Source organism: Paraburkholderia phenazinium (assembly GCF_900142845.1).
In the GTDB taxonomy this organism is placed as follows: Bacteria; Pseudomonadota; Gammaproteobacteria; order Burkholderiales; family Burkholderiaceae; genus Paraburkholderia; species Paraburkholderia phenazinium_A.
Window position 1 is genome coordinate 3,075,978 of record NZ_FSRU01000002.1, and the last position, 22,616, is coordinate 3,098,593.

Consider the following 22,616-nt stretch of genomic DNA (forward strand, 5'->3'; position numbering starts at 1 on the left):
GTCAGTCGTGCACCGCCAGTTCGAGCAACTGGGGGATCCGCTGCAAGAACTGCTCGCCGTCCGCGCGACCGAGGTTGTACGCGTGCTGCATCTGCGACGGGCTGGTGTAATCCCAGCTCGAAATGGGCACCTTGCGCGACGGCTGCACGTACAGGCGTTGCTGCGCGCCATGCGGCACGACGAACATCTGCGGCCGCGGATAAAGACGCGTGACCATCACGAGGACGTTGCCGGGCGTTTCATCGAGCGCGCCGACCGGCACGTTGTCGACCATCCCGCCATCCAGCACCGGTCGGCCGTTGCGCCGCAAAACCGGCGTGAACGGCGGCGTCGAGGACGATTGCAGGATCAGGTCCGCGAGGTCCTCGACCGTGGCGCAATCCTGCGCCCGCACGAATTCCGGATGGAAGCCGAGCGTCTGACCCAGCGTCGGATGCAGCGTCTTGCGCACGTACTTTTCGATGTTGTACGCGATCAGGCCCGCCGCGACAGCGCTGCGAGCGCCGAGCCAGCGCGGCAGATGCGATACGCCGATACGGATCTCGGGCGCCTGGGCGAGGCTCGCGAACTTGTCGCCGTAGATGTCGAGCAGTGCCTTGCGGTAGATGCGGTAGTGAGGAAACACCGATTCGCCGCGCAGCAGATTGCCCCAGTACGCGTTCTTGGTATTGTGGCGCAGCGCCTCTTCGTAATAGCGCATGACCCAGTCGGAATCGCGCGTGTAGAGCATGCACGCGGTGGCTGCGCCCGCCGAAATGCCGGTGATCACGCGCGGCCGGATTTTCAGTTCCGGCTGCACGATGTCCCAGAATCCCGCCTGCCACCAGCAGCGATTGCCGCCGCCCGCGAATACGACCTGATCGAACATTGTTCCTTTCCCTTGGAATGCGACTTGCCGCGCTTACGAGAGCAGCGCGTAAGTGGTGGTGGCGTGGACCGCCATCTTGCCGTCCTCATCGAACAGCTCCACTTCGCCGAACGCCAGATTGCGGCCCATGCGCAGCACGCGGGCGGTGATCAGCACGTCGCCCTTGCGCACCGCGCGCATGAAGCTGATGTTTAGCGACACCGTGGTCATGGGCTTGAAGCCGTCGAGCGCCGCGGAAATGGCGACGATCATCGCCGTATCGGCCGCCGCCATGAAGACCTGGCCGCAGATCACGCCGCCCGAGTGACGCAGTTCACCGGAGAACGGCAGCCGCATGGTGGCGCTCTCCTCATCGACTTTCACCGGGGTCAGCGCAAGCGTGCGGACCCACGGGGCCAGCACGCGGTCGAGCAGTTCAGCTATCGCTTTGTCATCCATCGTCGGTCCCCGGTAAGCCACGTGAGGCGTCTCGCGGCATGGTGTGGCGACATGATACCGGCACGGTAGAAATTGCGCGGTTTTGGGGACTTCAGGGGGCGCGTGGAGGTCTGTCATCAGGGCGACACGAATTTTTTTAAGAAATCTGCGAACGGGGGCTTGGCAAGTTAAAAAAACTTCTGCATAATTCGCAGTCTGTTGGGGGCGTTAGCTCAGTTGGTAGAGCAGCGGACTCTTAATCCGTAGGTCGAGTGTTCGAGTCACTCACGCCCCACCAAAGAATCATGTAAAAAGCCCGGTCCTCGTGACTGGGCTTTTTGCTTTCTTACGGCCGTGTTGGCACCCTTCAGACAAATTCTGGTCGATACGTCGACGCAACTGCGTTGCGTTCATGCGCGAGCTTTTTGGCGCCGGCGATGTTCCGCGTCCAGAAACGGCCTGATCTTTCGACTCCCTTCTTTCAACGTCGCGGTTTCTTCGCTCTGCGGTTTCGTTACACGCGACCGACGGCCAGCCGTCATGCCAAATTCGCTACGCCTCGTTCCCATCTGGTCAAACGCAGAATTCACAATCGCTAAGTACTGCGATTGAGATGGAAAGCAATTTCCGCTTGACTCAACACGTTGTCAAATCTTGACAATTCGTATGACGAATACGGTGTAGCCTCCTGGAGGACATCGCGTCAGGTCTCGAAGATGAGCCCCAACTGGTGAGCGTCCTCGCCAGTTTTACGAGACGTGCATCTCCGATCCGATCTCACCATTTGCGATGACGTTTTCACGCGCGTGTCCACTCGCGTCGCTTTAGCGTTTGTGTCTTTCCGGCACGTCATACCTGCTGAGGAAAATGCATTTCATGAAATCGATGGTTTTGCCGTCTCAGGCTTACGAGGTCAAGCTCGCGCCGCATCCGGCGCCGTTCTCGGTATTCAGGTTTGAAGGCGAGGAAGCGCTCAGCCGGCTGTACAGGTACGAGATCGAGTTCACGAGTCCTGTGGCTGATATCCCGATGGATCAGGTACTGGGTAGGCCCGCGAAGTTCATCATCGATCCCATCGATCCGGATGCCGACTATCTGCGCAGGATGTTTGGTGAGAATGCGGAGAAGTTCAGCGACAAGCCGCCGGCGTGCACGATCCACGGCATCGTGACGGACTTCGACGAGCTGGAGACGTCGGCAGATGAGACACGCTACAGGCTGGTGATCAGGCCGCGCACCGCTGACCTCGACCGCGCGACCACGAGCCGTCTGTTCCAGAAGCAGTCGGTGCAGGAGATCGTCGCCGACACGTTGCGTCACTACGGCTTTCGCGAAGGCGTTGATTTCAGGTTCAACCTGCGGGCGAAGTACAGGCGCCACGAGTACATCACCCAGTACGACGAAACCACGTTCGCGTTCATCCAGCGCATCTGTGCCGATGAGGGTGTCTGGTTTCGATTCGAACAGGCAAAGGACCGCGAGGTGATCGTCTTCGGTGACGACCTCGATGCTTACCTGCGCAATCAGCGCACCGTGCCGTTCCGGCGTGATGCCGGGCTGAACAGCGTCGGGGCCGAGGCCGTCAAGTCGCTCAGGCGTCACATGCAGCGTGTGCCTGAAGCGGTGCAGGTGAACGATTACAACCATCGTCGGGCGGACGTGTCACTGCTTGCCGAAGAGAACGCGGCGCGCGACGACAGGACCACGAACGCGGTGGATTGCCGCTGGGGTGAGCACTACGAAACGCCGGAAGAAGGCAGGCGCATTGCCCGGCTTCGGCATGAGGCGCATCTGGCGCAGCAGGTCGCTTACACGGGCAAGGGCAACGCTTTTGCTATCGAAGCAGGTGAGGTACTTCGACTAGACCGCAATCCCAAGGACGCGCCGCATGGTCTATTTATCACCTCGGTTTCTTCAAGCGGTGGGCGGCGTGAAACGTATTCGAACACCTTCACCGCGATTCCGTCGGACCGTGTCTGGCGTACGCCGGTTGATCCGTGGGCGCAGCCGGTCATCAGCGGCATCCTGCCGGCGCGTGTCACATCGCCCGGGGACTACACCCGCGCCTATCTGACGCCGGAAGGCTGGTATGTGATCAAGCTGCCGTTCGACCTTGACGAGTGGAGTCCGGGCGGTACCAGCCGACCCGTGCGCTTCGCGAAGCCGTACAGCGGTGACAACTACGGACACCACTTCCCGCTGATCGACGGGGCGGAAGTCGCGATCACCTTTACGCAGGGGAATCCGGACAGGCCCGTCATTATCGGCGCGATGCATGACAGCCTGCATCCGGATCTGGTGAACAACCTGAACCACACCCGGAACCTTATCCGCACCGCGGCGCAGAACGAGATGCGCATGGAGGACAAGGAAGGCAACGAGCATATCCACCTGACCACGCCATTCCAGACCAGTGAGCTGAACCTTGGACATATGGTTGATGCCGGCCGCAAGGAGCGGGGACAGGGAGCGGAACTGCGCACGGATGGGCACGTCGCCGTGCGAGGTAAAAAGGGCGTACTGATCTCGGCGGATGCGCAGTCCTCGGCAAGCGGCAAACAGCTCGATATGCAGGCGGCCGTCCAGGAGTTGGAACAGGCGATGCAACAGATGCGCGCATTGGACGACGCAGCGAAAGCCGCACAGGCACTCGCAGCCGATATGGCCGGGCAGCAGGCACTACTGGACGACACGCTCAAGGGACTGGCGCGCGCGGGCGTGCTGATGAGCGCTCCTGAAGGCATTGCCATGGTCTCGGGCCATCACCTGCAACTGACGTCGCAAAGGAGTCTGTTTTTTACAGCCGGTGGCAGCATGGACATCGGAGTACTAAAGAAATTGACGGTCGCGGCCGGTGAAGCGGTGTCGCTGTTCGCGCAGAAACTCGGAATGAAGCTCTTCGCGTCGAAGGGTAAGGTGGAGATTCAGGCGCAAGGCGATGAAATGGCGCTGGCGGCACTGAAGGACGTCACGATCACCAGCACTGAGGGCAGGCTGGTACTGAGTGCGAAAAACGAAGTCTGGATTGGCGCAGGTGGGTCGTATATCCAGATCAACGCCAATCACATCGAAAGCGGTACCCCTGGCGATATCTACGAGAAGTGCGCGTTCTGGGGCAAGCAGGGCGCGGCATCCATGCAGCCGACTTTTCCCATCATGCCTGACGGCAATCTCTACGAGCAGGACTTCAAGCTGGTCAACCACGCCGATGGCAGTCCACTTGCAGGTGCCGCGTATCAGATTACGACGGCGAGCGGCAGACGGTTTTCCGGGACGGCCTCAGAAGCCGGCGTGACCAAGCTGGTCGTCACTAGCCCGGCAGAACGACTTCAGGTGAAGGCTGCCGGCACGGCGATTGACGATTACCACCTGCACTATTGCGACGGTCGTGGAAACCAGGTCTGCGATGGTGACAACACCATTAACCGCATCGACTGACACGTATTTCTTCAAGGACAGACATGGGATCTCGCCCTCCAAAACGTGCCGAAGAACCGCAGTATGGTGGTGACCAGACGCGGCCTGAGGCCACCACGCCGGTGGCGCCGCTCGCCAACCCGCTCGATAAGGGCTACCTCTGCGGCAAGTGCTGCCCTGCGCTCCTTGAGCCGATGACCAATCGCCGCGGCTATCCCATGTATCAGCGCACGGTGACCCGCTCGATATGGGATGACAACCGGCTCAAGAAGCAATACTGGCGATACAAGGGTGAGGTGGGTTACGACATGACGAAGAGGCCACCCGCCCCGATCATGTCGGCCAGCGAAGAAACCCGGCCAAGCACCTTTCCGCTGTCGGCGTTGCAGTCGATTAACCGGGCCGCTCGGGTCGCGGCGGAGGAGGCCGCCGATGCAGCCGGCGATCCGCTTACGCGGCGGGAGCTGGAAACAGCCGGCGGCAAGCGTCTGCGTATTCCCGATGTGATAGTGCTCAGATGCCCGCCCGAACTGTTGGCTGAACTGAAGGCTGGGGCTGCCGATATCCGGCACTTCATTCCGGTGCAGCAGAACATTGAGCGCATTGTAGAAATCAAATTCGAAGGGGATTCTCTCGACGAGTTGCAAGCGCGGGCATATGCAAAAATTGCTGGCGAGGGCGAATTCAACCAGCTACAACCTGAGCACTCGGATCCCGAATTGAGTTGCAAGTGCCGCGAGAAGCGGCGGCGCCCCGGACAGGTTGCTGCCCCCGTTCCGGTCCGTGCGCCCGCACGTATGACCTCAAGGCGTTCAGCTCCGATCCAACCTCAGCCTGCACCGTATCCGCAAGGAATGCGTCCAATTGGTGAAACGCTGGAGGCAACACCGACCAGCCAAGTACATGGGTGGCCAGTCGTGCTGGCCGGCGTGCTTGTCGTTCTCGCGATTGCCGCCGCTCCCGAAACCGGTGGCGCTTCGCTAGTGCTACTCGCCGCCCCCTGATCCGAGGTTATCCATGACACCCGAAGAGCTTTCCGATTACGCCTATGACTGCGACTACGTCGCCCCAGACAGCCCGGAGCCTGACTATCGCTACGTTGTCAAACTGGTACTGCGCGCCACGCTATCGTTCCGCGACGGGCATACGCCGGCGATCCGACAGGCGCTCAGGGCATGCTTTGACGACTACTTCGCTGCTTTCGGCAAGGGACTGCAATGGGGCTGGGACCCACAGCCTACTGGAGGTAAGCCGACCCCGTGGTATTTCGATGAACGTCTGATCGAGGTCACCCGCGAAGCTTTCGCCGACGTCAAGGAAGACGATGGCATGGTCCTTGGCTTCATGAGCGGTCTGAATCCCGATTACATAGGTGACTACGGGATCAAATGCCTAACGGTCCCAGACTGGGAGCAGGCCATGGGCGATGATGGTTCTTATCTCAGTTTCTGGGTGGCGTGTGACACGGTTCAGAATGGGCAATGGGATGGCGGCAAATTCCCGCTGCATGACTTTCTGCTCACGTGCTGCAACCGACTCAACGCGACGCACGGCTATGCCGGTTTTGCGCTTGCTCTGCCCCATGAATTTGCCCGTTGGGAGCCATACGAGCTGAAACTTGCGCAACGGTACTACGGGCTGGAAATCGACAAGACAGTAGCTACTGCCCTGATGACAGAAGGCTGGAAAGGCATCAAGGGGGTGAACTGGTACACAGTGCTCGGCGGACATTACGTCGAGAAGCTGGGCGGCAATCAGGCGATCCGTTCGCACCTCACCGATCCGGCATTCCGGTTCTACGATTTCGCGGGTGGAGGGCTGGTGATCCGAGCAGGCGATGGCCCGGAAATGGGACCGGTTGCCCATGGCGCTCCGCCGCTGTACGTCGCCGTCAACCAGGTCGTCCGCGACGTCAGGACGACGGTAATCCGTTCGATGGGCCTAGGCTCAAACGCTGGCGAGCTGCGTTTTAACCGCCACCTGACCGACCTATGGCTGCGCCGATTCGATGCCCCCGGCATCTGGCCGCCGCATCAACCCTGACGACTATGCCGAGATGCGTTATGGCTCGCCTCTCCCTGATCTAACGTTATCCATGACACTCACCGAGCTTTCCGATTACGCCTATGACTGCGACTACGTCGCCCCAGACAGCCCGGAGCCTGACTATCGCTACGTTGTCAAACTGGTACTGCGCGCCACGCTATCGTTCCGCGACGGGCATACGCCGGCGATCCGACAGGCGCTCAGGGCATGCTTTGACGACTACTTCGCTGCTTTCGGCAAGGGACTGCAATGGGGCTGGGACCCACAGCCTACTGGAGGTAAGCCGACCCCGTGGTATTTCGATGAACGTCTGATCGAGGTCACACGTGATGCTTTCACCAACGTTAAAGCCGATGACGAATTGGAGCTCGGCTTTATGGGGAGCTTTAACCAGAACTACGTTGGCGACCATGCAATCGAGTGCTTAACGGTCCCAGACTGGCAGCAGACCATGGGTGATGATGGTTCTTATCTCAGCTTCTGGGTCGCGTGCGACGCGGCTCAGAAGGGACAGTGGGATAGCGGCAAATTTGCCCTTCATGACTTTCTGCTCAAGTGCTGCAACCGGCTCAACGCGACGCATGGATACGCAGGTCTTGCGCTTGCGCTGCCCCATGAATTCGCCCGTTGGGAGCCTTACGAATTGAAGCTTGCGCAGCAGTACTACGGGCTGGAAATCGACGATCCAGTCTCTACTGGCCTAATGACGGAAGGCTGGAAAGGCATAAAGGGCGTGAACTGGTACACGGTGCTGGGTGGGCATTACGTCGAGAAGCTGGGCGGCAATCAGGCGATCCGTTCGCACCTCACCGATCCGGCATTCCGGTTCTACGATTTCGCGGGTGGAGGGCTGGTGATCCGAGCAGGCGATGGCCCGGAAATGGGACCGGTTGCCCATGGCGCTCCGCCGCTGTACGTCGCCGTCAACCAGGTCGTCCGCGACGTCAGGACGACGGTAATCCGTTCGATGGGCCTAGGCTCAAACGCTGGCGAGCTACGCTTTAACCGCCACCTGACCGACCTATGGCTACGCCGCTTCGACGCCCCCGGCATCTGGCCGCCGCATCAACCCTGAATCACACAAAAACTAGCTTCCGAGGAAGACGAGTCCCACCGTTCGTCTGCACGCCCTACCCGCGAACCGCTCGCCCGCATAACCTCCAAACAACCCCGCCACCACCCCAAATCTCCAATCCCCTTGCATCCCACCAAAATACTGTATAAATTTACATGTGTATGCATATACAGGGTCCGCCATGAACCACCTCATACGCATCTTGAACGACGATGACAGCGAAACGCTTGCCTGGCTGTGCAAGCACGTTGGGGACGTACGCGTGGCGAGTGCCGCGCGGCATCTGGGAGGTCACGGCAAGCCGTATCTGTCCGCGGTGTGCCGCTATCTGGGGGTGCGGCCGCCGGCGCCCAATCAGCGCAGCCGTCCTGTAGAAGACTGCACGGTCGGCGATAGCTACCTCGCCCAGATCCGTCAGTTGCTCGCGCAGCGTGGCGAGACACCGTTAAAGCGTCACGTTTGACGCAATCCGTTGCCCAGCCTTTTGACGAAAACAACATCATGATCAACGCCACTGCACTCGAAACAGAATCCGGTAACGTCAATCAAGTCGCCCTGGAACGTGAACTGCGAGCCGCCTCGCTTGACCTCCAGCAGGTCATCGTCACGGTGGCGAAGCGTCATATCGGCAGTGGCCGGCGCGCCTATCCGAGCGGCTCGGGGTCGCCCACCTGGCGCACGCTGCAAACCATAGACGAGCAAGTGTTCGAGAATCCGGGCTTCCGGGCACGGAACAAAGAAACCATCCGAATGATGTTCGCCAGGTTTGACGACAGTCGCCTGTGCAGTGGCGATCTCGACGAGCCCGTCGACTGGCGGCGCGACGATGACGACCTGCCGGCGGTGTATCTGATCGTGCGAGAGTTAGTGCAGTCCGAGGCAACCAGCACGGCGATGTCTGACTAACGAAATCATGATGCGCCGAAGTTCGGCGCATCAGAATAGATTTGTCCAGGTGGCGAGTGCCACCTGGACGCGTGTTCGCGCATCGCCATCAACCAGCGCAAACGCGCCCACGCCCCAAAAAACTAAGCAACCCGAATCAATCCACATCCGGCCCGTGCCCACCGGGCAGCACATGGTGCATTTCATAAAACCGAACACCTGCTCTGGACGGCAACGTGAACGGCGGCGTGAAGGAAACGAAGTCCAGCAGCTCATAAAATTTCCGGGCAGTCTCTCTCGCGGTACACCAGGCCAGTCTCCCGCCTTCCTTTTGAACGTGATCGAGACACAGCTTGACCAGTAAGCGGCCAAGTCCATATCCGCGCAACCCTTCCTCCACGGCAATGCCGCGCAAGCGCCATTCGGCGTCGCTAACCGAACCGCTTAGCGCTTCGCGACACACCGTCGCCACCGCAACGATTCGTTCATCCTGATAAACCGCGAGGTGTAGGGTCGACGCCTCATCGTCTCCGCGAAAGCGGCACGAATCGGATCGCCCCTCCAATAAGACGGCGCTGCGTAGCGGATAAACCCATTCAGCCGGAACGGAGCAAACCGAGAAAAGCGTGCGATGCTGGGACATGGTTCGAGAATATCCACGCTGCAAGGTGGAGCAGTTGAGTGACCGATAGCCATCTAGTGCATGGCGAAATTTTCACCTGCCGGCATCGAATGAAATAACCCGAGCGAACTTACCGGGTCCGCTTCAACAGCGCAATACCGTCCAACAAACTTCAGCAGCCGCATCGGGCCATCCTGTCAGGGCTGACAGGTTCGCTTGATCACGCCATACGTTACGCTTGGCTCGTCTCAAATTTGTCCTATAAGAAATTCAACTGAGATCTCAGATGCTGGAAAACGCCCCATCCGATACGCAAGCCGCATACGCCCAGATCCGCTCACGCATTCTGGATGGCAGGCTCGCGCCTGATCAACCGGTATCGCCACGGAGCATCGCAGACGAACTGATGCTCGGGCATACGCCGGTGCGTTCTGCGATACAACGTCTGGTTGTCGAAGGACTGGTGAAGGTGGTTCCGCGCAAAGGCACCTACGTCGCCGCGCCGGACACGAACGACCTGCGCGAAATTTTCGAGGTGCGTCTCGCCCTCGAGAGCACGGCCGCTTATCTCGCTGCGATCAACGGCGCAACTGAAGGAATGATCAAGGCGATCGACCAGTTGCGGCAAATCATCAATACCGAAGCGATCGACCTGATGCACGAGCAGCGAACCGGCTGGACGTTCCATCAAGAGATGTTTGCGGCTTCGCGAAACGAGCGCCTGTTCACGACCTACGCGGGGCTACGGGCTCAAACCGGTCTGGCGCTCAACGAGTTGCCGCGCAGCGACGCCGCTACCGTGCGCCGGGGCACGCTGGAGCATCTGAACATTTACGCCGCCATCGCCGCCAAAGAGCCGGAAGAAGCACGACGTCATATGTGGAATCACATTGTGGATGGAACCGATGCGCGAATCCAGATCATCCGAGGCCAACATGAATCTTCGAACTAAAGGAATCTCCGTTCCGGCGCAAATGCTGATTGCGTTGGTGTTAGGCGTACTGACCGGAATTCTTGTTCCGAGCGTAGGCAGCAAGCTTGCGTTTGTCGTCACCATTTTCGGACATGCGATCAAGATGGTCGTCATGCCGCTGATCCTGTTGTCCGTCACTGTCGGCGTGTTCAAGATGGGCGTGGAACGCGGACGTCTGGGAAAAACCGCAGCGTTGAGCATCGCCTTTTTCCTGGTGATGACCGTGGTGTCCAGCGTCCTCGGTCTCGGCTTGAACATGTTTTTCCGGCCGGGCCTTGGGGCGGGTCTCACGCATACCGCCGCGATGCCTGCGAACCTGGCTAGCAGCCTCGACTGGACGCAGTTCGTTGTCGATCTCGTGCCGGCCAATATCGTCGGGGCGCTGGCGGCCGGAAACTCGTTGCCGATCCTGGTCTTCGGTGTCCTGCTGGGCTCGGCGTTATCCGCGATCGAGGAACGGGCCGTGCCCTTCATTGCGGTACTCGAGTCCATGCTGGCGGCCCTCTTCAAAATGACGCAGTGGATCGTCGCGCTCTCGCCGCTCGCAATTTTCGCCGGCATGGCCACGCTGCTGGCATCGAAGGGACTCGCCGGCATCATGCCGTTGCTCAAGCTGCTCGGCGTGGCCTATCTCGGCATGGCCATTCTTGCCGTGCTACTCAGCGCGATCGTCAAGCTGATCGGCCGGTCGCCCATCGCGCTCATCAAGCACGTGAGCGAGCCGCTGATTCTCGCCTTCACCACGCGTTCGTCGGAAATCACGTTTCCGGTTCATCTCAAGAAACTGACGGACATGGGCGTGCCGCCCTCCGTGGCGTCGACCATTCTGCCGTTGTCCTACATATTCAACCGGGACGGGGCCGTTCTCTACACAGCGCTGGCGGTGGGTTACCTGGCGGACGCCTACCACCTCGTCTGGACATGGCCGCTGATGCTGACGGTGGTCGTATTGACGATCATCACGATCGATGGCGCGGCAAACGTTCCGTCCGGAGCGATCGTTGCGATCACCATCGTGCTGACGGCGGTCGGTTTGCCGGTTGAGGCCGTCGTGCTGATCCTCGGAATCGACGCATTCTTCGACATGGGTCGAACCGCCCTGAACGTGTACGGCAGTTCGGTTGCGACCGTCGTCGCAATGCGAATCTCCGGCGTGGACCAACCGCAGTCGGATCAGGACGGATACGCCGGCGGCAGGGAAGCAGGGCTGGGCGACATCCCGGCGGTGGGCGAGTTTTCAACCGCGACACGGTTGGACCGTCGCGCCTGACACCACCCGGCCGCTCACGAAGCATCACGCGGCGATCGGCGTCACGGCAGCAACTGGCAAGCACACCCTCGCGCAACGTCCCAAGGCAAAGCTGCCACGGGCGTTGCGATGGAGAGGTATTGCCCGAGTTTTTGCGGCATAACGGACGGCGCGAAGGTGGCGACCCGAAGCAATCTGACCACGAACGCTTTAACGCGAGAATCCCATGGCTTCTTTTTTTCTCCAGCTACCTGACGCAAGCTCGCCGCGCGGCGCACACACTGCGTTGCAAGGTGACCTCGCAACCGTCCCGCCTCGTGTCTCCGCTCTACGGGATGCCCATCCTTCCATCGACCATGTGCATTTCCTCTGCCGCGACGACCGCGCGCTGCCGCTCTACGGCAAGATGAAAGATGCGCCCCACGGACTCTATCTGGGGCTGCTTCATGGCCGCAACCAGCTCGATACGCCACTGGGCGGACTGGGCTACCCGGGCCCCGCGATTGGACCGCTGTGTCACGTCAGAACCGCGTACGCCGCCCATCTCTACCTGCGCTTCGCGGATCCGGCCACCTCGAGACTGTTCTTTCCCGCGCCGAGCGAGGCGGAAGGAGAAGACGCCCTGATCGGTGTGCAGGACGAAGTCGTCATCGATATCGTGAACAGCACCATTCCGTACGACGGACGGTTCTTCGGCGACTGGATGGTCTTCTACCACGGCGACCCGATAGAAGAACAATAGAAGGACGTACTCGGAGAGCGCTTGCCAAGCTTATCTCGATAGTTATATTATGACTAGATACATTCACACTAGTCATAGCCCATGGTTCGTCATTCTCCGCTCGCGCTTGCTGTCCTCGCGATGCTCACCGAAGCCCCGATGCATCCCTACCGGATGCAGCAGCTCATCAAGGCGCGCGGCAAGGACGAGGTCATCAACGTCGGCCAGCGCAACAGCCTCTACCAGACCATCGACCGCCTGCTGCGCGGCGACCTGATCGCGATCCGCGAAACCGGGCGCGACGGCGCCTTTCCGGAGCGCACGGTCTACGAAATCACCGAAGCCGGCCGCGACACCGCCCGCCTGTGGCTGCGAGAACAGCTTGCCCAGCCCGCGCGTGAATTCCCGGCCTTCCCGGCCGCGCTCTCCTTCCTGCCGCTGCTGTCCCCCGACGACGTGCGCCGCCAGCTCGAAACCCGCGTCGGCGCGCTCGAGCGCGAACTGGTCCGCATCGACGCCATGACCGACGAAGCCAACGCCGTCCAGGTGCCGCGCCTGTTCCTGCTCGAAGGCGAACTGGTACGCGCGCAATTGACAGCAGAACTGGAGTGGGTACGTACGGTAGTCGCAGACCTGAAGGCCGGCACGCTGACATGGAGCCCTGAGTGGCTGGAAGAAATCGCCCAACGCTTCATCCTGCCCGCCGACGCCACCACCTACAAGCAAGTCAAACCCGCCGCCAGGAAGGAGAGCCAGTCATGAGCCGCGAACCTTTGAATGTCATCATCATCGGCGCCGGCACGGGCGGTTTGTGTCTCGCGCACGGGCTAACGCAGGCCGGCCTCAAGGTCGCCGTCTACGAACGGGATCGCAGCCGCGTCGACGGTCTGCAGGGCTATCGTGTCGGCATCAACGAACAGGGCGTCGCGTCGCTGAAGGCGTGTCTGCCGCCCGATCTGTTCGCGACCTTCCTCGCGACGTGCGCACGCACGCCCCACCACTTCAATATCCTGACCGAGCGCATGACCGAGTTGTTGTCCGTACCGATCGACGACGAAGCGCTGAGCGGCGGCAAATCCGTGAGCCGCATGACCTTGCGGCAGGTTCTGCTCACCGGCCTGGAGGAGCAGATTCACTTCGACAAGACCTTCACCGCCTACGAACAACACGCGGACGGCAGCGTCACCGCGCATTTCGCCGACGGCACTCACGCCACTGCGGATCTGCTGGTCGGCGCGGATGGCGCGCGCTCGAAGGTGCGCCGTCAATTGCTGCCGCACGCGCGGCTCGCCAACACCGGCATCGTCAGCATCGCGGCCAAGGTGCCGATGAGCGCGGCGACGCGCGCGCTACTGCCGCCCAAGGTGCTGGACGGCATCACGCTGATCAATGCCCCGAAGGGTTTCGGCGGCATCGTTCACGTGATGGAATTCCCGTGGGGAGTGGACGGGCTGAAGGAAGGCATCGGCAGCAGCGACGCCGACCTGCTCGCGCGCTGGCCCGGTCTGCTGTTTGACAACAGCCGCGACTATCTGATGTGGGGTGTGTGGGGCGCGCTGCGCAATCTGCCGGCCGATCCGAAGTCGCTGGGACAACCGGCCCTGCTCGCGCTCGCCACCGAAATCACCGACGGCTGGCATCCCAACCTGCGCGCGCTGATTCGCGCGTCGGATTCGAGCACGGCCTTCAGCGTCGATGTCCGCACCTCGCTGCCGGTCGACGCCTGGCCCACGACCAACGTAACCGTCCTCGGCGATGCGGTGCATCTGATGACGCCAGGCCGCGGCATCGGCGCCAACACCGCCTTACGCGATGCGGCGCTGCTGGCCGCCCGCCTCGGCGACGCGCAACGCGGCAGGTTGTCGGGGCACGACGCGGTCGCGGGATACGAGGCGGAGATGCGCCGCTACGGATTTCACGCGGTCGCGGAATCGCGCAAGCAGTTCGACGATCGCGGTGCGCTGCATCGTCCGGTGGTCGGGCGCGTGGCGCTCGGCGCGATGCGTACCGGTCTGCGCGTGGTGAACAACGTACCTATGCTCAAGCGTCGCCTGATCAACGCGGAAAACGCGTTTCGCAGCGCCGATCAGACTCCGCAGAACGCATGAGGTCAGCTTACTTCGGCGAGACGTCGATATTGCCCAGATACTTCTGGGCCAACGTCTTCACTGTGCCGTCGGCCTGCACTTTCGCGATCGCCGCGTTCAGTTGATCGCGCAGCGCGGTGTCGCCCTTGCGCAGTCCAAACGCGATGCCGCTGCCAAGAATCTTGTCGTCGCGCACAGGCTGTCCGACGAAGGCGAAGTCCTTGCCGTCGGGTCGCGACAGGAAAGCCGCTTGCCCTGCCGGCGCCAGCAGGAGCGTCGCATCGAGGCGGCCGGACACCAGGTCCGCGTAGATCTGGTTCTGATCCTGGTACGACACGACGTTCACGCCCGCGCCTTCCCAATGCGTCTTCGCGTAGGTTTCCTGGATCGACGCCTGCAGCACGCCGACGCGCTTGCCTTTTAGCGACTCGGGTGTGGGCACGAGGCCGCTGCCGTTTTTGGCAATCAACTGCGTCGGCACGCGGTAGATCACGCTGGTGAAATCGATCGCCTGGCGGCGCTTCTCGGTGGCGTTCATCGCCGAATTGATCGCATCGAACTTGCGGCCCTGCAGCGCGGGAATCAGGCCGTCGAACGAAGTTTCGACCCACTTGCACGTCAAGTGCGCCGTGGTGCAGACGGCCTTGCCGATGTCGACGTCGAGGCCTTGCAACTCACCGCTCGGCCCTTTCGATTCGAACGGCGGATACTGCGCTTCGAGACCGAAGCGCAAGGTGCCGGCATCGGCGGCGAAGGCAGAGACTGACGCCAGCGCGCATGCCAGCGTGAACAGGGTTTTGAGCAGTTTCATCGTAGCTTCTTCACTTTGAATTTGACGTCGCATCGAATCTGCCGCCCTCGGTGCCGGCGGCGTGATCCGACGTTTCTCAGATCTCACACAACCGCCGCGCGCCTTCGATCAGCGTCGCATCGTCCTTCGAAAAGCTCAGGCGAATCAGGCCGGAATCGGTGCCGTCCGTGTAAAACGCCGAGAGCGGAATCGTCGCCACGCGCGCATCGCGAATCAGGCGCAACACGAAGTCGCTATCGCTTTCCTCGGAGAAGCCGCGAAAGCGCGCGAGCATGAAGAAGCTGCCTTCGCTCGGCAACAATTCGAAGCGCGAGTCGCGCAACGCATGCGCCACCAAATCGCGTTTCTGCTGATAGAACGCCGAGAGCCCGAGATAGGTTTGCGGCTTGGCGAGTGCTTCGACGAACGCGTATTGCATGGGCGTATCGGCGGAAAACACCATGAATTGATGGACCTTGCGGATCTCGTCCATCAGTTCGGCGGGAGCGAGACAATAGCCAACCCGCCAGCCCGTCACGTGATGCGTCTTGCCGAACGACGACACGATCACGCTGCGTTCCGCCAGTTCGGGATAGCACGCCATGCTCTGATGCTTCGCACCATCGAACACGACGTGCTCGTAGACCTCGTCGGCCAGCACCACGATATCGGTGTTGCGGGTCACGGCTTTGAGGCGCTCGATGTCGGCATCGCTGAACACGGTCGCCGTCGGGTTGTGCGGCGTGTTGATGATGATCATGCGCGTCTTCGGCGTGACCGCCGCGGCCACCTCGTCCCAGTTCACCCGGAAATCGCTGAGCGACAGCTTGATCGGAATCGGCGTGGCGCCTTGCAGGCGCACGATCGGCGCATAGCTGTCGAAAGACGGCTCGAAGTAAATCACTTCGTCGCCGGGATGCACGAGCGCGCTGATCGTCGAATACAGTCCCTCGCTCGCACTGGCGATCACGGTGACTTCGGTAGCCGGGTCGTAACGCACGCCGTATAAGGTCTCGACCTTGTCGGCGAGCGCTTCGCGCAGCGCACCGATGCCCGCCATCGGCGCGTACTGGTTATGTCCGGCGCGCATGGCGGCGGCGACGCCGTCCACCAGATGCGGGTCCGGTGCGAAATTCGGCGCCCCCTGCGACAGGTTCAACGCTTCGTGTTGCGCGGCCAACTGGCCGATCACGGTAAAGATCGTGGTACCTACATCGGGCAATTTCGAGCGGGCGTGCAAGGCGCTCTGCATAACGGTTTCTCCATCGGACGGCGAGGCTGCGGAGCGCCTTGTCCCATGCGCTCCAGCCGGTCTGACGATTAGGCATCAGCCAAAGCGCGGTCACAATCGATACTTTGTCATGCGCGGCATGCGTTTACGTCATGGCGAGCGCCAGGCCCTGTGGGGCGGAGGAAAGCAGGAGAGGCTCAGGAGAATCAGGCAGAAACCGGCGGAGGCGGGCGAACGGCGGATGGCTGCGAGCGAGCCGTGTCATGCAAAAAACGCGAGGGAAACCATCAGGGCTGCGCCCGTGCGAGCGCAGCCGTTCCTGCCGCTTACTCGTCCATCAGACGGACTTTCACCTTCTTGCCCTTCACCTTGCCGGCGCTGAGCTTGCGCAACGCGTCGCGGGCGACGCTGCGCTCGACGGCGACGTAGGTCGAGAATTCCGTCACGTTGATCTTGCCGATCTGCGTGCCGGCGAATCCCGCTTCGCCAGTCAGCGCGCCGAGCACATCGCCCGGGCGGATCTTTTCCTTGCGGCCGCCGAGAATCTGCAGCGTTTCCATCGGCGGCAGCAGGCGCTCGTTGCTGGTCGAGGTCAGCTCCGATAACGGATGCCACTCCACCTCACGCCCCTGCGCCTGCTCAAGACCGCCGACGCGGCCCATCTCGTTCATGCTCGCAAGACTCAGCGCCCAGCCTTCCTGGTCGGCGCGGCCCGTACGGCCGATGCGGTGCACGTGCACTTCCGGGTCCGGCGTCACGTCGACGTTGATCACCGCTTCGAGTTGCGCGATATCCAGACCGCGCGCCGCGACGTCCGTGGCCACCAGCACCGAGCAACTGCGATTCGCGAACTGGATCAGCACCTGGTCGCGTTCGCGCTGATCGAGTTCGCCGTGCAGTGCAAGCGCATGGAAACCCTGCGCGCGCAGCACGTCGAGCAGATCGCGGCACTGCTGCTTGGTATTGCAGAACGCCAGCGTGCTCACCGGACGATAGTGATTCAGCAGCAGCCCGACCGCGTGCAGCCGGCCGTCTTCCGTCACTTCGTAGAAACGTTGGCGAATCTTGCTGTTGTCGTGCCGCTCTTCGAGCTTGATTTCCTTCGGACTGCGCAGGAACTGCTGGCTCAGCTTGCCGATTCCGTCCGGATACGTCGCGGAGAACAGCAGCGTCTGGCGCTCCTTCGGGCATTGACGCACAACGGTGGCGATGTCGTCGAAGAAGCCCATGTCGAGCATGCGGTCGGCTTCATCGAGCACCAGCGTGTTCAGCGCCCCCAGCGCGAGACTGCCACGCTCGAGGTGATCCATGATGCGCCCCGGCGTACCGACGACAATGTGCGCGCCCTGTTCGAGGCTCGTCGTCTGCGGACGCATGGGCGTGCCGCCGCACAGCGTCAGCACCTTGATGTTCTGCTCGGCGCGCGCGAGGCGGCGGATTTCCTGGGTGACCTGATCGGCGAGTTCGCGCGTCGGGCACAGCACCATGGCCTGCACATCGAAATTGCGGGCATCGAGGCGCGACAAAAGCGCAAGCGAAAACGCCGCGGTCTTGCCGCTGCCGGTCTTCGCCTGGGCAATCAGATCGTGGCCGGCCAGCGCAACCGGCAGACTCGCGGCCTGGATCGGCGTCATGTCGACGTAGCCGAGCTGGGTCAGATTGGCGAGCACGGCAGGCGGCAACGACAACTGGCTGAACGGCGCGCCGGCTTGGGTGGAACTATTCATAAGGATGGCTCGCTATCGGCTGAAGGCTAAGGGCTTATTCGGCCATGGGGCCGAGGGACGGACGGCCTTCAATCTGCTCGTAGACCACCGAGCCATCGTCCGCGTCGAAACGTTCGACGTAATTGCGCGCGCCGCACATCGGACAGCGGAACAGGAGCCCCTGGCCCTCGTTCTTGATGACGACATCCGATTGCTCCCACTGCGCTTCGCAGGACTGGTTTCTACACTTGAACACGTTGCTTCTCCAACTTCGATTCGTTTGTTGATTCGGCCCTGCAGCGCTGAGCGCAGAGGCGGCAGGGCGATAAATTCGGCGCGGCGGGGCGATGCCCGCTCAACCCAGATGGGTATGCCGGGAACGGGGTGCGCTCACTTCCATGTCGGTGAGGCCATGGACGATGCCGCAATCCTCGACCGCCTGTTCGGTCTGACATTGCTCGCGCAGCGTGGTCAATTGCGCCTTGAGTTGCTTGAGCTCGTCGATCCGCGTATCGACGTGCGCAATATGCTCGTCGATCAGCGTGTTGATCGCGCCGCAGCCGTCGGCCGGGGCGTCGGTCAGGCGCAGCAGGGCGCGGATCTCGTCGTGAGTCATGTCGAGCGCCCGGCAATTGCGGATAAAACGCAGGCGTTCGACGTGCCGCGCCGTGTAGCTGCGGTAATTGGCTTCGGTACGGTCCGCTTCGGGCAACAGGCCCTCTTTTTCGTAAAAGCGGATGGTTTCGGTAGTGCAGTGGGCAATCTTCGCGAGTTCGCCGATTTTCATGGAGCCTCCCGATTGCGTCCTTGACCTTGTAGTGGCTTCAAGGTGTTTACTAGACCACAAATCTAGCCAGGAAGCCACCATGCCTAACGCCAGCCCCGCCGAAACACACCGTCACGAGCCCGGTGAATCGTGCGCTCATGCCCACCCAGAAAGGGTTTCGGGCGATGTGCGTGTGGATAGGCATAAACATGAGGGCAGTCAGCCGCACGACCATGCGCATGCCGGACATCACGAGCACGCTCATACAGGGCATGACCACGGCCATGACCATGACCATGACCATGGCGACGGCCACAAGCATGGCCACGACCACGCTCATGCCCACACCGACGCCTGCTGCACCGCCGCTCCACCCGTTCTCGCCAAGCTCGCGGGACCGGAAACCATCGGCGACAACGTGCGCACCTCGATCCGCATCATGCAGATGGACTGCCCGACCGAAGAGGCGCTGATCCGCAAGAAGCTCGGCCGCATGCCATACGTGCGGAGCCTCGACTTCAACCTGATGCAGCGCGTACTCACCGTCGTGCATGCGCCGGACGCCCTGGGTTCGATCCTGGCGAGCCTGCGCTCGCTCGATTTCGATCCTCAACTGGCCGGCGCCGCCACGCCGCTCACAGGCGTCCCGGCTGCACCGCCCAAGCCCTGGTGGCCGCTCGCGCTGGCCGGCGCCGCGGCCGTCGGCTCCGAGGCCGCCAGTTGGCTCGGCGCGCCGAGCTGGCTCGCGGCGGCGCTCGCGATCGTCGCCGTGGTTTCCTGCGGCCTCACCACCTACAAAAAAGGCTGGCTCGCGATCCGCAACGGCAACCTCAACATCAACGCGCTGATGAGCATTGCCGTCACCGGCGCGCTGGTCCTGCGCCAATGGCCGGAAGCGGCCATGGTGATGGTGCTGTTCACGATCGCGGAGCTGATCGAAGCCAAATCGCTCGACCGTGCCCGCAACGCCATCAAGGGCCTGATGCAACTGACGCCCGAGCAGGCCACCGTGCAACAGCCCGACGGCAACTGGCGAGCCGTGGACATCAAATCGGTCGTCGCCGGCCAGATCGTGCGCGTGAAGCCGGGTGAGCGCATTGGCCTCGACGGCGAGATCGTCGCGGGCCGCTCCAGCGTGAACCAGGCGCCGATCACCGGCGAAAGCCTGCCCGTCGACAAGACCGAGGGCGACGCCGTCTTCGCCGGCACGATCAACCAGGCCGGCTCATTCGACTACCGCGTGACCGCTGCCGCCAGCAACACCACGCTCGCTCGCATCATCCACGCTGTCGAAGAGGCCCAAGGCGCCAAGGCGCCGACGCAGCGTTTCGTCGACCAGTTTGCCCGCGTCTATACGCCGATCGTGTTCGCCATCGCGCTGGCCGTCGCCGTGGTCCCGCCGCTGCTGTTCGGCGGCGTGTGGCACGACTGGGTCTACAAGGCGCTGGTGATGCTGGTGATCGCCTGCCCGTGCGCGCTGGTGATCTCCACCCCTGTGACGATCGTGAGCGGCCTCGCCACGGCCGCGCGCCAGGGCATCCTGATCAAGGGCGGCGCGTATCTCGAACAGGGTCGCAAGCTGAAGTGGCTCGCGCTCGACAAGACCGGCACGATCACCCACGGCAAACCGGTTCAGACGGACTTCGAACTGCGCGCGGATCTCGAGCCCAGCCGCTGCCGCAGACTTGCCGCGAGCCTCGCAGGCCGCTCCGATCATCCGGTGTCCCAGGCGATTGCGAACGCGGCCAAAGCGGACGGCATCGTCTCCTCGCCCGTAGAAGCGTTCGAAGCCATCCTGGGACGCGGCGTCAGCGGCACCATCGACGGCATGCCGTATCTGCTCGGCAACCACCGGCTGGTGCATGAACTCGGACGCTGTTCGGCGGAGCTCGAAGCCCGGCTCGAGACGCTCGAGCGCCAGGGCAAGACCGTCGTCATGCTGATGGACGCCGAGCGCGTGCTAGGACTCTTCGCCGTCGCCGACACGGTGAAAGACAGCAGCCGCGCCGCCATCGCCGATCTTCACACGCTGGGTGTGCAGACGGCCATGCTGACCGGCGACAACCCGCACACGGCGGCAGCGATTGCCGAGCAGGTCGGCATCGACCGGGCGCACGGCGACCAGTTGCCGGAAGACAAGCTCAAGGCGGTGGAAGGGCTGGCCGCGCAAGGTGCGACGGTCGGGATGGTCGGCGACGGCATCAACGATGCGCCGGCGCTCGCGCGCGCCGACATCGGCTTTGCGATGGGCGCGATGGGCACCGACACCGCCATCGAAACGGCCGACGTCGCCCTGATGGACGACGACCTGCGCAAGATCCCGCTGTTCATCCGCCTCTCGCAGGCGACGCATTCGGTACTGGTGCAGAACATTACGTTGGCGCTCGGCGTGAAAGCCGTGTTCCTGGCGCTCACGCTGATGGGCTACGGAACGATGTGGATGGCCGTGTTCGCCGATGCAGGCGCGAGCCTGCTGGTGGTGGGCAACGGTCTCAGGTTGTTGCGCAAGTAAGTACGCTGTCGTGAACGGCGCGAACGAGTGGCGCGTCCCGTCCGCTCATCGCCGCCTTCAAGGTCTCCGAAGGCCGCACGCCGAACAGCTTGCGGTAGTCGGTGGCGAACTGGCTGAGGTGCCAGAAACCCCAGGCCGCGGCGACGTCCTGAACCGGCCGCGGGTCACTCGACGCGCCGCACAGGTCGCGGCGCGCACCATTCAACCGGATGATCCGCAGATAAGCGGCCGGCGCCATCCCGAGCACATCCTGAAAGCAATACTGCAACGTGCGCCGGCTCACATGCAGCCGTTCGCACAACTCGGGCACATTCACTGCGCGCTCGCGATTGGCGAGCACATACTCGCGTGCTTCGGACACGATCCATCGACGGCGCGGCCGCGTTGGAATCGCCACGGGTTCGCACGACGTGAGCGAACCCAGATCGAATAACGAGGCCAGCACGGACGCCTGCAGGTTATCGCGCGCCAACGCGGACAACGGCACCGTATTCGACGCGCTCTCATCGAGCATCTGCCGCAACGAGGCGCACAACCGCTCCTTGCGCGCGAGGCCAATCCGCATGACTTCGGTGTTGGGCAGATGCTCGGCGAGCGCGAGCTGCTCGACCTCGGCCGCATAGCGGCGCAGTACCTCACCCTTCACCACGACGCCGAAAATCTCGAATCCCTCCGGCGTGATCAACTCGAATTCGATGCCACCCGGCCGGCACGCCAGCGCGTCGTCCGCGATCACGCTGGCATCGACGCGTCCGGTTCGTCCGAGGGCGTGTTCGCCGGTTGCATCGCCGCCTGGCTCGCGATACGTCGGAATGCCGAACCAGTACGCGTCCGATTGGACCTCGCAGGTTTGCCGCAGCGTGTGGCTGGTGGTTTCGCAGAACACCTGCATGTGATCGAGCGGCAACTCCGTAATGGTGCCGACGAAACGGCCTGTCGTCAGTTGATCGTAGGTCTGGCTCCAGCCGTGCAGGTTGCGCGCCTGTTCGTCGGCATCGTGCGCGACGCAGGTCTGCACACGAAAACCCGACGCAGCGAATGGCGCTTGCGCCGATACCGCGTCTGCAGCAAGCGGATCAGCGTCAATGCAGGAGAACTCTATGGTCATACCGGATCTGCCAGGAAGCGGAGCACGCAGGAGGTGGAAGCCGAACGCAAGTCTTGTGCCGAACTCGCCTGGGCAGCGGTCGAGCAAAGGCGGACCGCCAGTTGCTCACTTCCTGAACATCCCATGCACACCGTGCTCAGAAA

20 protein-coding genes, 1 tRNA gene and 1 pseudogene are annotated in these 22,616 nt (G+C 62.2%); 13 read left to right on the forward strand and 9 right to left on the reverse strand.

Going from position 1 to position 22,616, the window contains the following annotated elements; all coding sequences use genetic code 11:
- Position 1: 1 nt before the first annotated feature.
- Together BUS12_RS30825 and BUS12_RS30830 are read right to left on the reverse strand one after the other, a co-directional pair.
- Positions 2-868 carry a patatin-like phospholipase family protein gene (locus BUS12_RS30825; protein WP_074301123.1) on the reverse strand — a complete coding sequence of 289 codons (867 nt, stop codon included), beginning with the start codon at positions 866-868 and terminating at the stop codon, positions 2-4.
- Positions 869-901: 33 nt separating this feature from the next.
- The gene (locus BUS12_RS30830; RefSeq protein ID WP_074301124.1) at positions 902-1,306 is read right to left on the reverse strand and encodes a PaaI family thioesterase; all 405 of its coding nucleotides are present in this window, start codon (positions 1,304-1,306) and stop codon (positions 902-904) included.
- Between the two features lie 201 nt (positions 1,307-1,507).
- Here BUS12_RS30830 and BUS12_RS30835 point away from each other — a divergent pair.
- From BUS12_RS30835 to BUS12_RS30865, 7 genes are all read left to right on the forward strand, one after another.
- Positions 1,508-1,583 (forward strand) — tRNA-Lys (locus BUS12_RS30835).
- Between the two features lie 578 nt (positions 1,584-2,161).
- Positions 2,162-4,723: a type VI secretion system Vgr family protein gene (locus tag BUS12_RS30840; RefSeq protein ID WP_253190289.1), complete on the forward strand. Its 2,562-nt coding sequence runs from the start codon at positions 2,162-2,164 to the stop codon at positions 4,721-4,723.
- Between the two features lie 23 nt (positions 4,724-4,746).
- Positions 4,747-5,706, forward strand: coding sequence for a VRR-NUC domain-containing protein (locus BUS12_RS30845; RefSeq protein ID WP_143788498.1), 960 nt, complete (start codon positions 4,747-4,749; stop codon positions 5,704-5,706).
- A gap of 13 nt (positions 5,707-5,719) precedes the next feature.
- Positions 5,720-6,745 carry a type VI immunity family protein gene (locus BUS12_RS30850; RefSeq protein ID WP_074301126.1) on the forward strand — a complete coding sequence of 342 codons (1,026 nt, stop codon included), beginning with the start codon at positions 5,720-5,722 and terminating at the stop codon, positions 6,743-6,745.
- 52 nt (positions 6,746-6,797) lie between these two features.
- A complete protein-coding gene (locus tag BUS12_RS30855) occupies positions 6,798-7,823 on the forward strand; it encodes a type VI immunity family protein (protein ID WP_171991733.1) in 1,026 nt (341 codons plus the stop codon).
- Positions 7,824-8,004: 181 nt separating this feature from the next.
- Entirely contained in the window at positions 8,005-8,286 is a 282-nt protein-coding gene (locus tag BUS12_RS30860) for a CppA family protein (RefSeq protein ID WP_074301128.1), read from the forward strand.
- A complete protein-coding gene (locus BUS12_RS30865; RefSeq protein WP_253190234.1) occupies positions 8,283-8,729 on the forward strand; it encodes a DUF2471 domain-containing protein in 447 nt (148 codons plus the stop codon). Before BUS12_RS30860 ends, BUS12_RS30865 begins: the two co-directional genes overlap by 4 nt.
- Before the next feature lie 136 nt (positions 8,730-8,865).
- Here BUS12_RS30865 and BUS12_RS30870 read toward each other — a convergent pair whose 3' ends face one another.
- Complete coding sequence (locus BUS12_RS30870) at positions 8,866-9,351, reverse strand: GNAT family N-acetyltransferase (RefSeq protein WP_074301129.1); 486 nt, start codon at positions 9,349-9,351, stop codon at positions 8,866-8,868.
- Between the two features lie 268 nt (positions 9,352-9,619).
- Here BUS12_RS30870 and BUS12_RS30875 point away from each other — a divergent pair, with 268 nt between their 5' ends.
- The 5 genes and pseudogenes from BUS12_RS30875 to BUS12_RS30895 all read left to right on the forward strand — a co-directional run bounded on the left by BUS12_RS30875 (position 9,620) and on the right by BUS12_RS30895 (position 14,381).
- A complete protein-coding gene (locus BUS12_RS30875; protein ID WP_171991758.1) occupies positions 9,620-10,282 on the forward strand; it encodes a GntR family transcriptional regulator in 663 nt (220 codons plus the stop codon).
- Positions 10,266-11,456: pseudogene (locus tag BUS12_RS30880) on the forward strand (dicarboxylate/amino acid:cation symporter); the annotation flags it as partial. The gene BUS12_RS30875 and the pseudogene BUS12_RS30880, both read left to right, overlap by 17 nt.
- Before the next feature lie 322 nt (positions 11,457-11,778).
- Positions 11,779-12,294, forward strand: a complete 516-nt coding sequence (locus BUS12_RS30885) for a hypothetical protein (RefSeq protein ID WP_143788499.1) — start codon at positions 11,779-11,781, stop codon at positions 12,292-12,294.
- Between the two features lie 81 nt (positions 12,295-12,375).
- Complete coding sequence (locus tag BUS12_RS30890; RefSeq protein WP_074301131.1) at positions 12,376-13,035, forward strand: PadR family transcriptional regulator; 660 nt, start codon at positions 12,376-12,378, stop codon at positions 13,033-13,035.
- Positions 13,032-14,381 (forward strand): FAD-dependent oxidoreductase, encoded by a 1,350-nt coding sequence (locus BUS12_RS30895; RefSeq protein WP_074301132.1) that lies wholly within the window; start codon positions 13,032-13,034, stop codon positions 14,379-14,381. Before BUS12_RS30890 ends, BUS12_RS30895 begins: the two co-directional genes overlap by 4 nt.
- A gap of 7 nt (positions 14,382-14,388) precedes the next feature.
- Here BUS12_RS30895 and BUS12_RS30900 read toward each other — a convergent pair whose 3' ends face one another.
- From BUS12_RS30900 to cadR, 5 genes are all read right to left on the reverse strand, one after another.
- Positions 14,389-15,171, reverse strand: a complete 783-nt coding sequence (locus BUS12_RS30900) for an ABC transporter substrate-binding protein (RefSeq protein WP_074301133.1) — start codon at positions 15,169-15,171, stop codon at positions 14,389-14,391.
- A 76-nt stretch (positions 15,172-15,247) separates the two neighbouring features.
- Positions 15,248-16,402: a pyridoxal phosphate-dependent aminotransferase gene (locus BUS12_RS30905; protein ID WP_074301134.1), complete on the reverse strand. Its 1,155-nt coding sequence runs from the start codon at positions 16,400-16,402 to the stop codon at positions 15,248-15,250.
- Positions 16,403-16,707: 305 nt separating this feature from the next.
- Complete coding sequence (dbpA, locus tag BUS12_RS30910) at positions 16,708-18,108, reverse strand: ATP-dependent RNA helicase DbpA (RefSeq protein ID WP_074301135.1); 1,401 nt, start codon at positions 18,106-18,108, stop codon at positions 16,708-16,710.
- Positions 18,109-18,142: 34 nt separating this feature from the next.
- Positions 18,143-18,343 carry a hypothetical protein gene (locus tag BUS12_RS30915; protein ID WP_074301136.1) on the reverse strand — a complete coding sequence of 67 codons (201 nt, stop codon included), beginning with the start codon at positions 18,341-18,343 and terminating at the stop codon, positions 18,143-18,145.
- Positions 18,344-18,442: 99 nt separating this feature from the next.
- On the reverse strand, positions 18,443-18,874 hold the full coding sequence (gene cadR / locus BUS12_RS30920) for a Cd(II)/Pb(II)-responsive transcriptional regulator (RefSeq protein ID WP_074301137.1): 432 nt from the start codon (positions 18,872-18,874) through the stop codon (positions 18,443-18,445).
- Positions 18,875-18,953: 79 nt separating this feature from the next.
- Here cadR and BUS12_RS30925 point away from each other — a divergent pair, with 79 nt between their 5' ends.
- Positions 18,954-21,365: a heavy metal translocating P-type ATPase gene (locus BUS12_RS30925; RefSeq protein ID WP_083640677.1), complete on the forward strand. Its 2,412-nt coding sequence runs from the start codon at positions 18,954-18,956 to the stop codon at positions 21,363-21,365.
- Here BUS12_RS30925 and BUS12_RS30930 read toward each other — a convergent pair.
- Positions 21,346-22,473, reverse strand: a complete 1,128-nt coding sequence (locus BUS12_RS30930) for a helix-turn-helix domain-containing protein (RefSeq protein ID WP_083640679.1) — start codon at positions 22,471-22,473, stop codon at positions 21,346-21,348. The two genes, BUS12_RS30925 and BUS12_RS30930, sit on opposite strands and share 20 nt — an antisense overlap.
- Between the last annotated feature and the right edge of the window lie 143 nt (positions 22,474-22,616).

Excerpts from the sequence above, each read along its gene's own strand:
- BUS12_RS30895 (WP_074301132.1), top strand. The coding sequence starts at position 13,032 with ATGAGCCGCGAACCTTTGAATGTCATCATCATCGGCGCCGGCACGGGC.
- BUS12_RS30885 (WP_143788499.1), top strand. The coding sequence starts at position 11,779 with ATGGCTTCTTTTTTTCTCCAGCTACCTGACGCAAGCTCGCCGCGCGGC.
- BUS12_RS30905 (WP_074301134.1), bottom strand. The coding sequence starts at position 16,402 with ATGCAGAGCGCCTTGCACGCCCGCTCGAAATTGCCCGATGTAGGTACC.
- BUS12_RS30900 (WP_074301133.1), bottom strand. The coding sequence starts at position 15,171 with ATGAAACTGCTCAAAACCCTGTTCACGCTGGCATGCGCGCTGGCGTCA.
- BUS12_RS30890 (WP_074301131.1), top strand. The coding sequence starts at position 12,376 with ATGGTTCGTCATTCTCCGCTCGCGCTTGCTGTCCTCGCGATGCTCACC.
- cadR (WP_074301137.1), bottom strand. The coding sequence starts at position 18,874 with ATGAAAATCGGCGAACTCGCGAAGATTGCCCACTGCACTACCGAAACC.
- BUS12_RS30925 (WP_083640677.1), top strand. The coding sequence starts at position 18,954 with ATGCCTAACGCCAGCCCCGCCGAAACACACCGTCACGAGCCCGGTGAA.
- BUS12_RS30830 (WP_074301124.1), bottom strand. The coding sequence starts at position 1,306 with ATGGATGACAAAGCGATAGCTGAACTGCTCGACCGCGTGCTGGCCCCG.
- BUS12_RS30845 (WP_143788498.1), top strand. The coding sequence starts at position 4,747 with ATGGGATCTCGCCCTCCAAAACGTGCCGAAGAACCGCAGTATGGTGGT.
- BUS12_RS30850 (WP_074301126.1), top strand. The coding sequence starts at position 5,720 with ATGACACCCGAAGAGCTTTCCGATTACGCCTATGACTGCGACTACGTC.
- BUS12_RS30825 (WP_074301123.1), bottom strand. The coding sequence starts at position 868 with ATGTTCGATCAGGTCGTATTCGCGGGCGGCGGCAATCGCTGCTGGTGG.
- BUS12_RS30860 (WP_074301128.1), top strand. The coding sequence starts at position 8,005 with ATGAACCACCTCATACGCATCTTGAACGACGATGACAGCGAAACGCTT.
- BUS12_RS30870 (WP_074301129.1), bottom strand. The coding sequence starts at position 9,351 with ATGTCCCAGCATCGCACGCTTTTCTCGGTTTGCTCCGTTCCGGCTGAA.
- BUS12_RS30855 (WP_171991733.1), top strand. The coding sequence starts at position 6,798 with ATGACACTCACCGAGCTTTCCGATTACGCCTATGACTGCGACTACGTC.
- dbpA (WP_074301135.1), bottom strand. The coding sequence starts at position 18,108 with ATGAATAGTTCCACCCAAGCCGGCGCGCCGTTCAGCCAGTTGTCGTTG.
- BUS12_RS30930 (WP_083640679.1), bottom strand. The coding sequence starts at position 22,473 with ATGACCATAGAGTTCTCCTGCATTGACGCTGATCCGCTTGCTGCAGAC.
- BUS12_RS30840 (WP_253190289.1), top strand. The coding sequence starts at position 2,162 with ATGAAATCGATGGTTTTGCCGTCTCAGGCTTACGAGGTCAAGCTCGCG.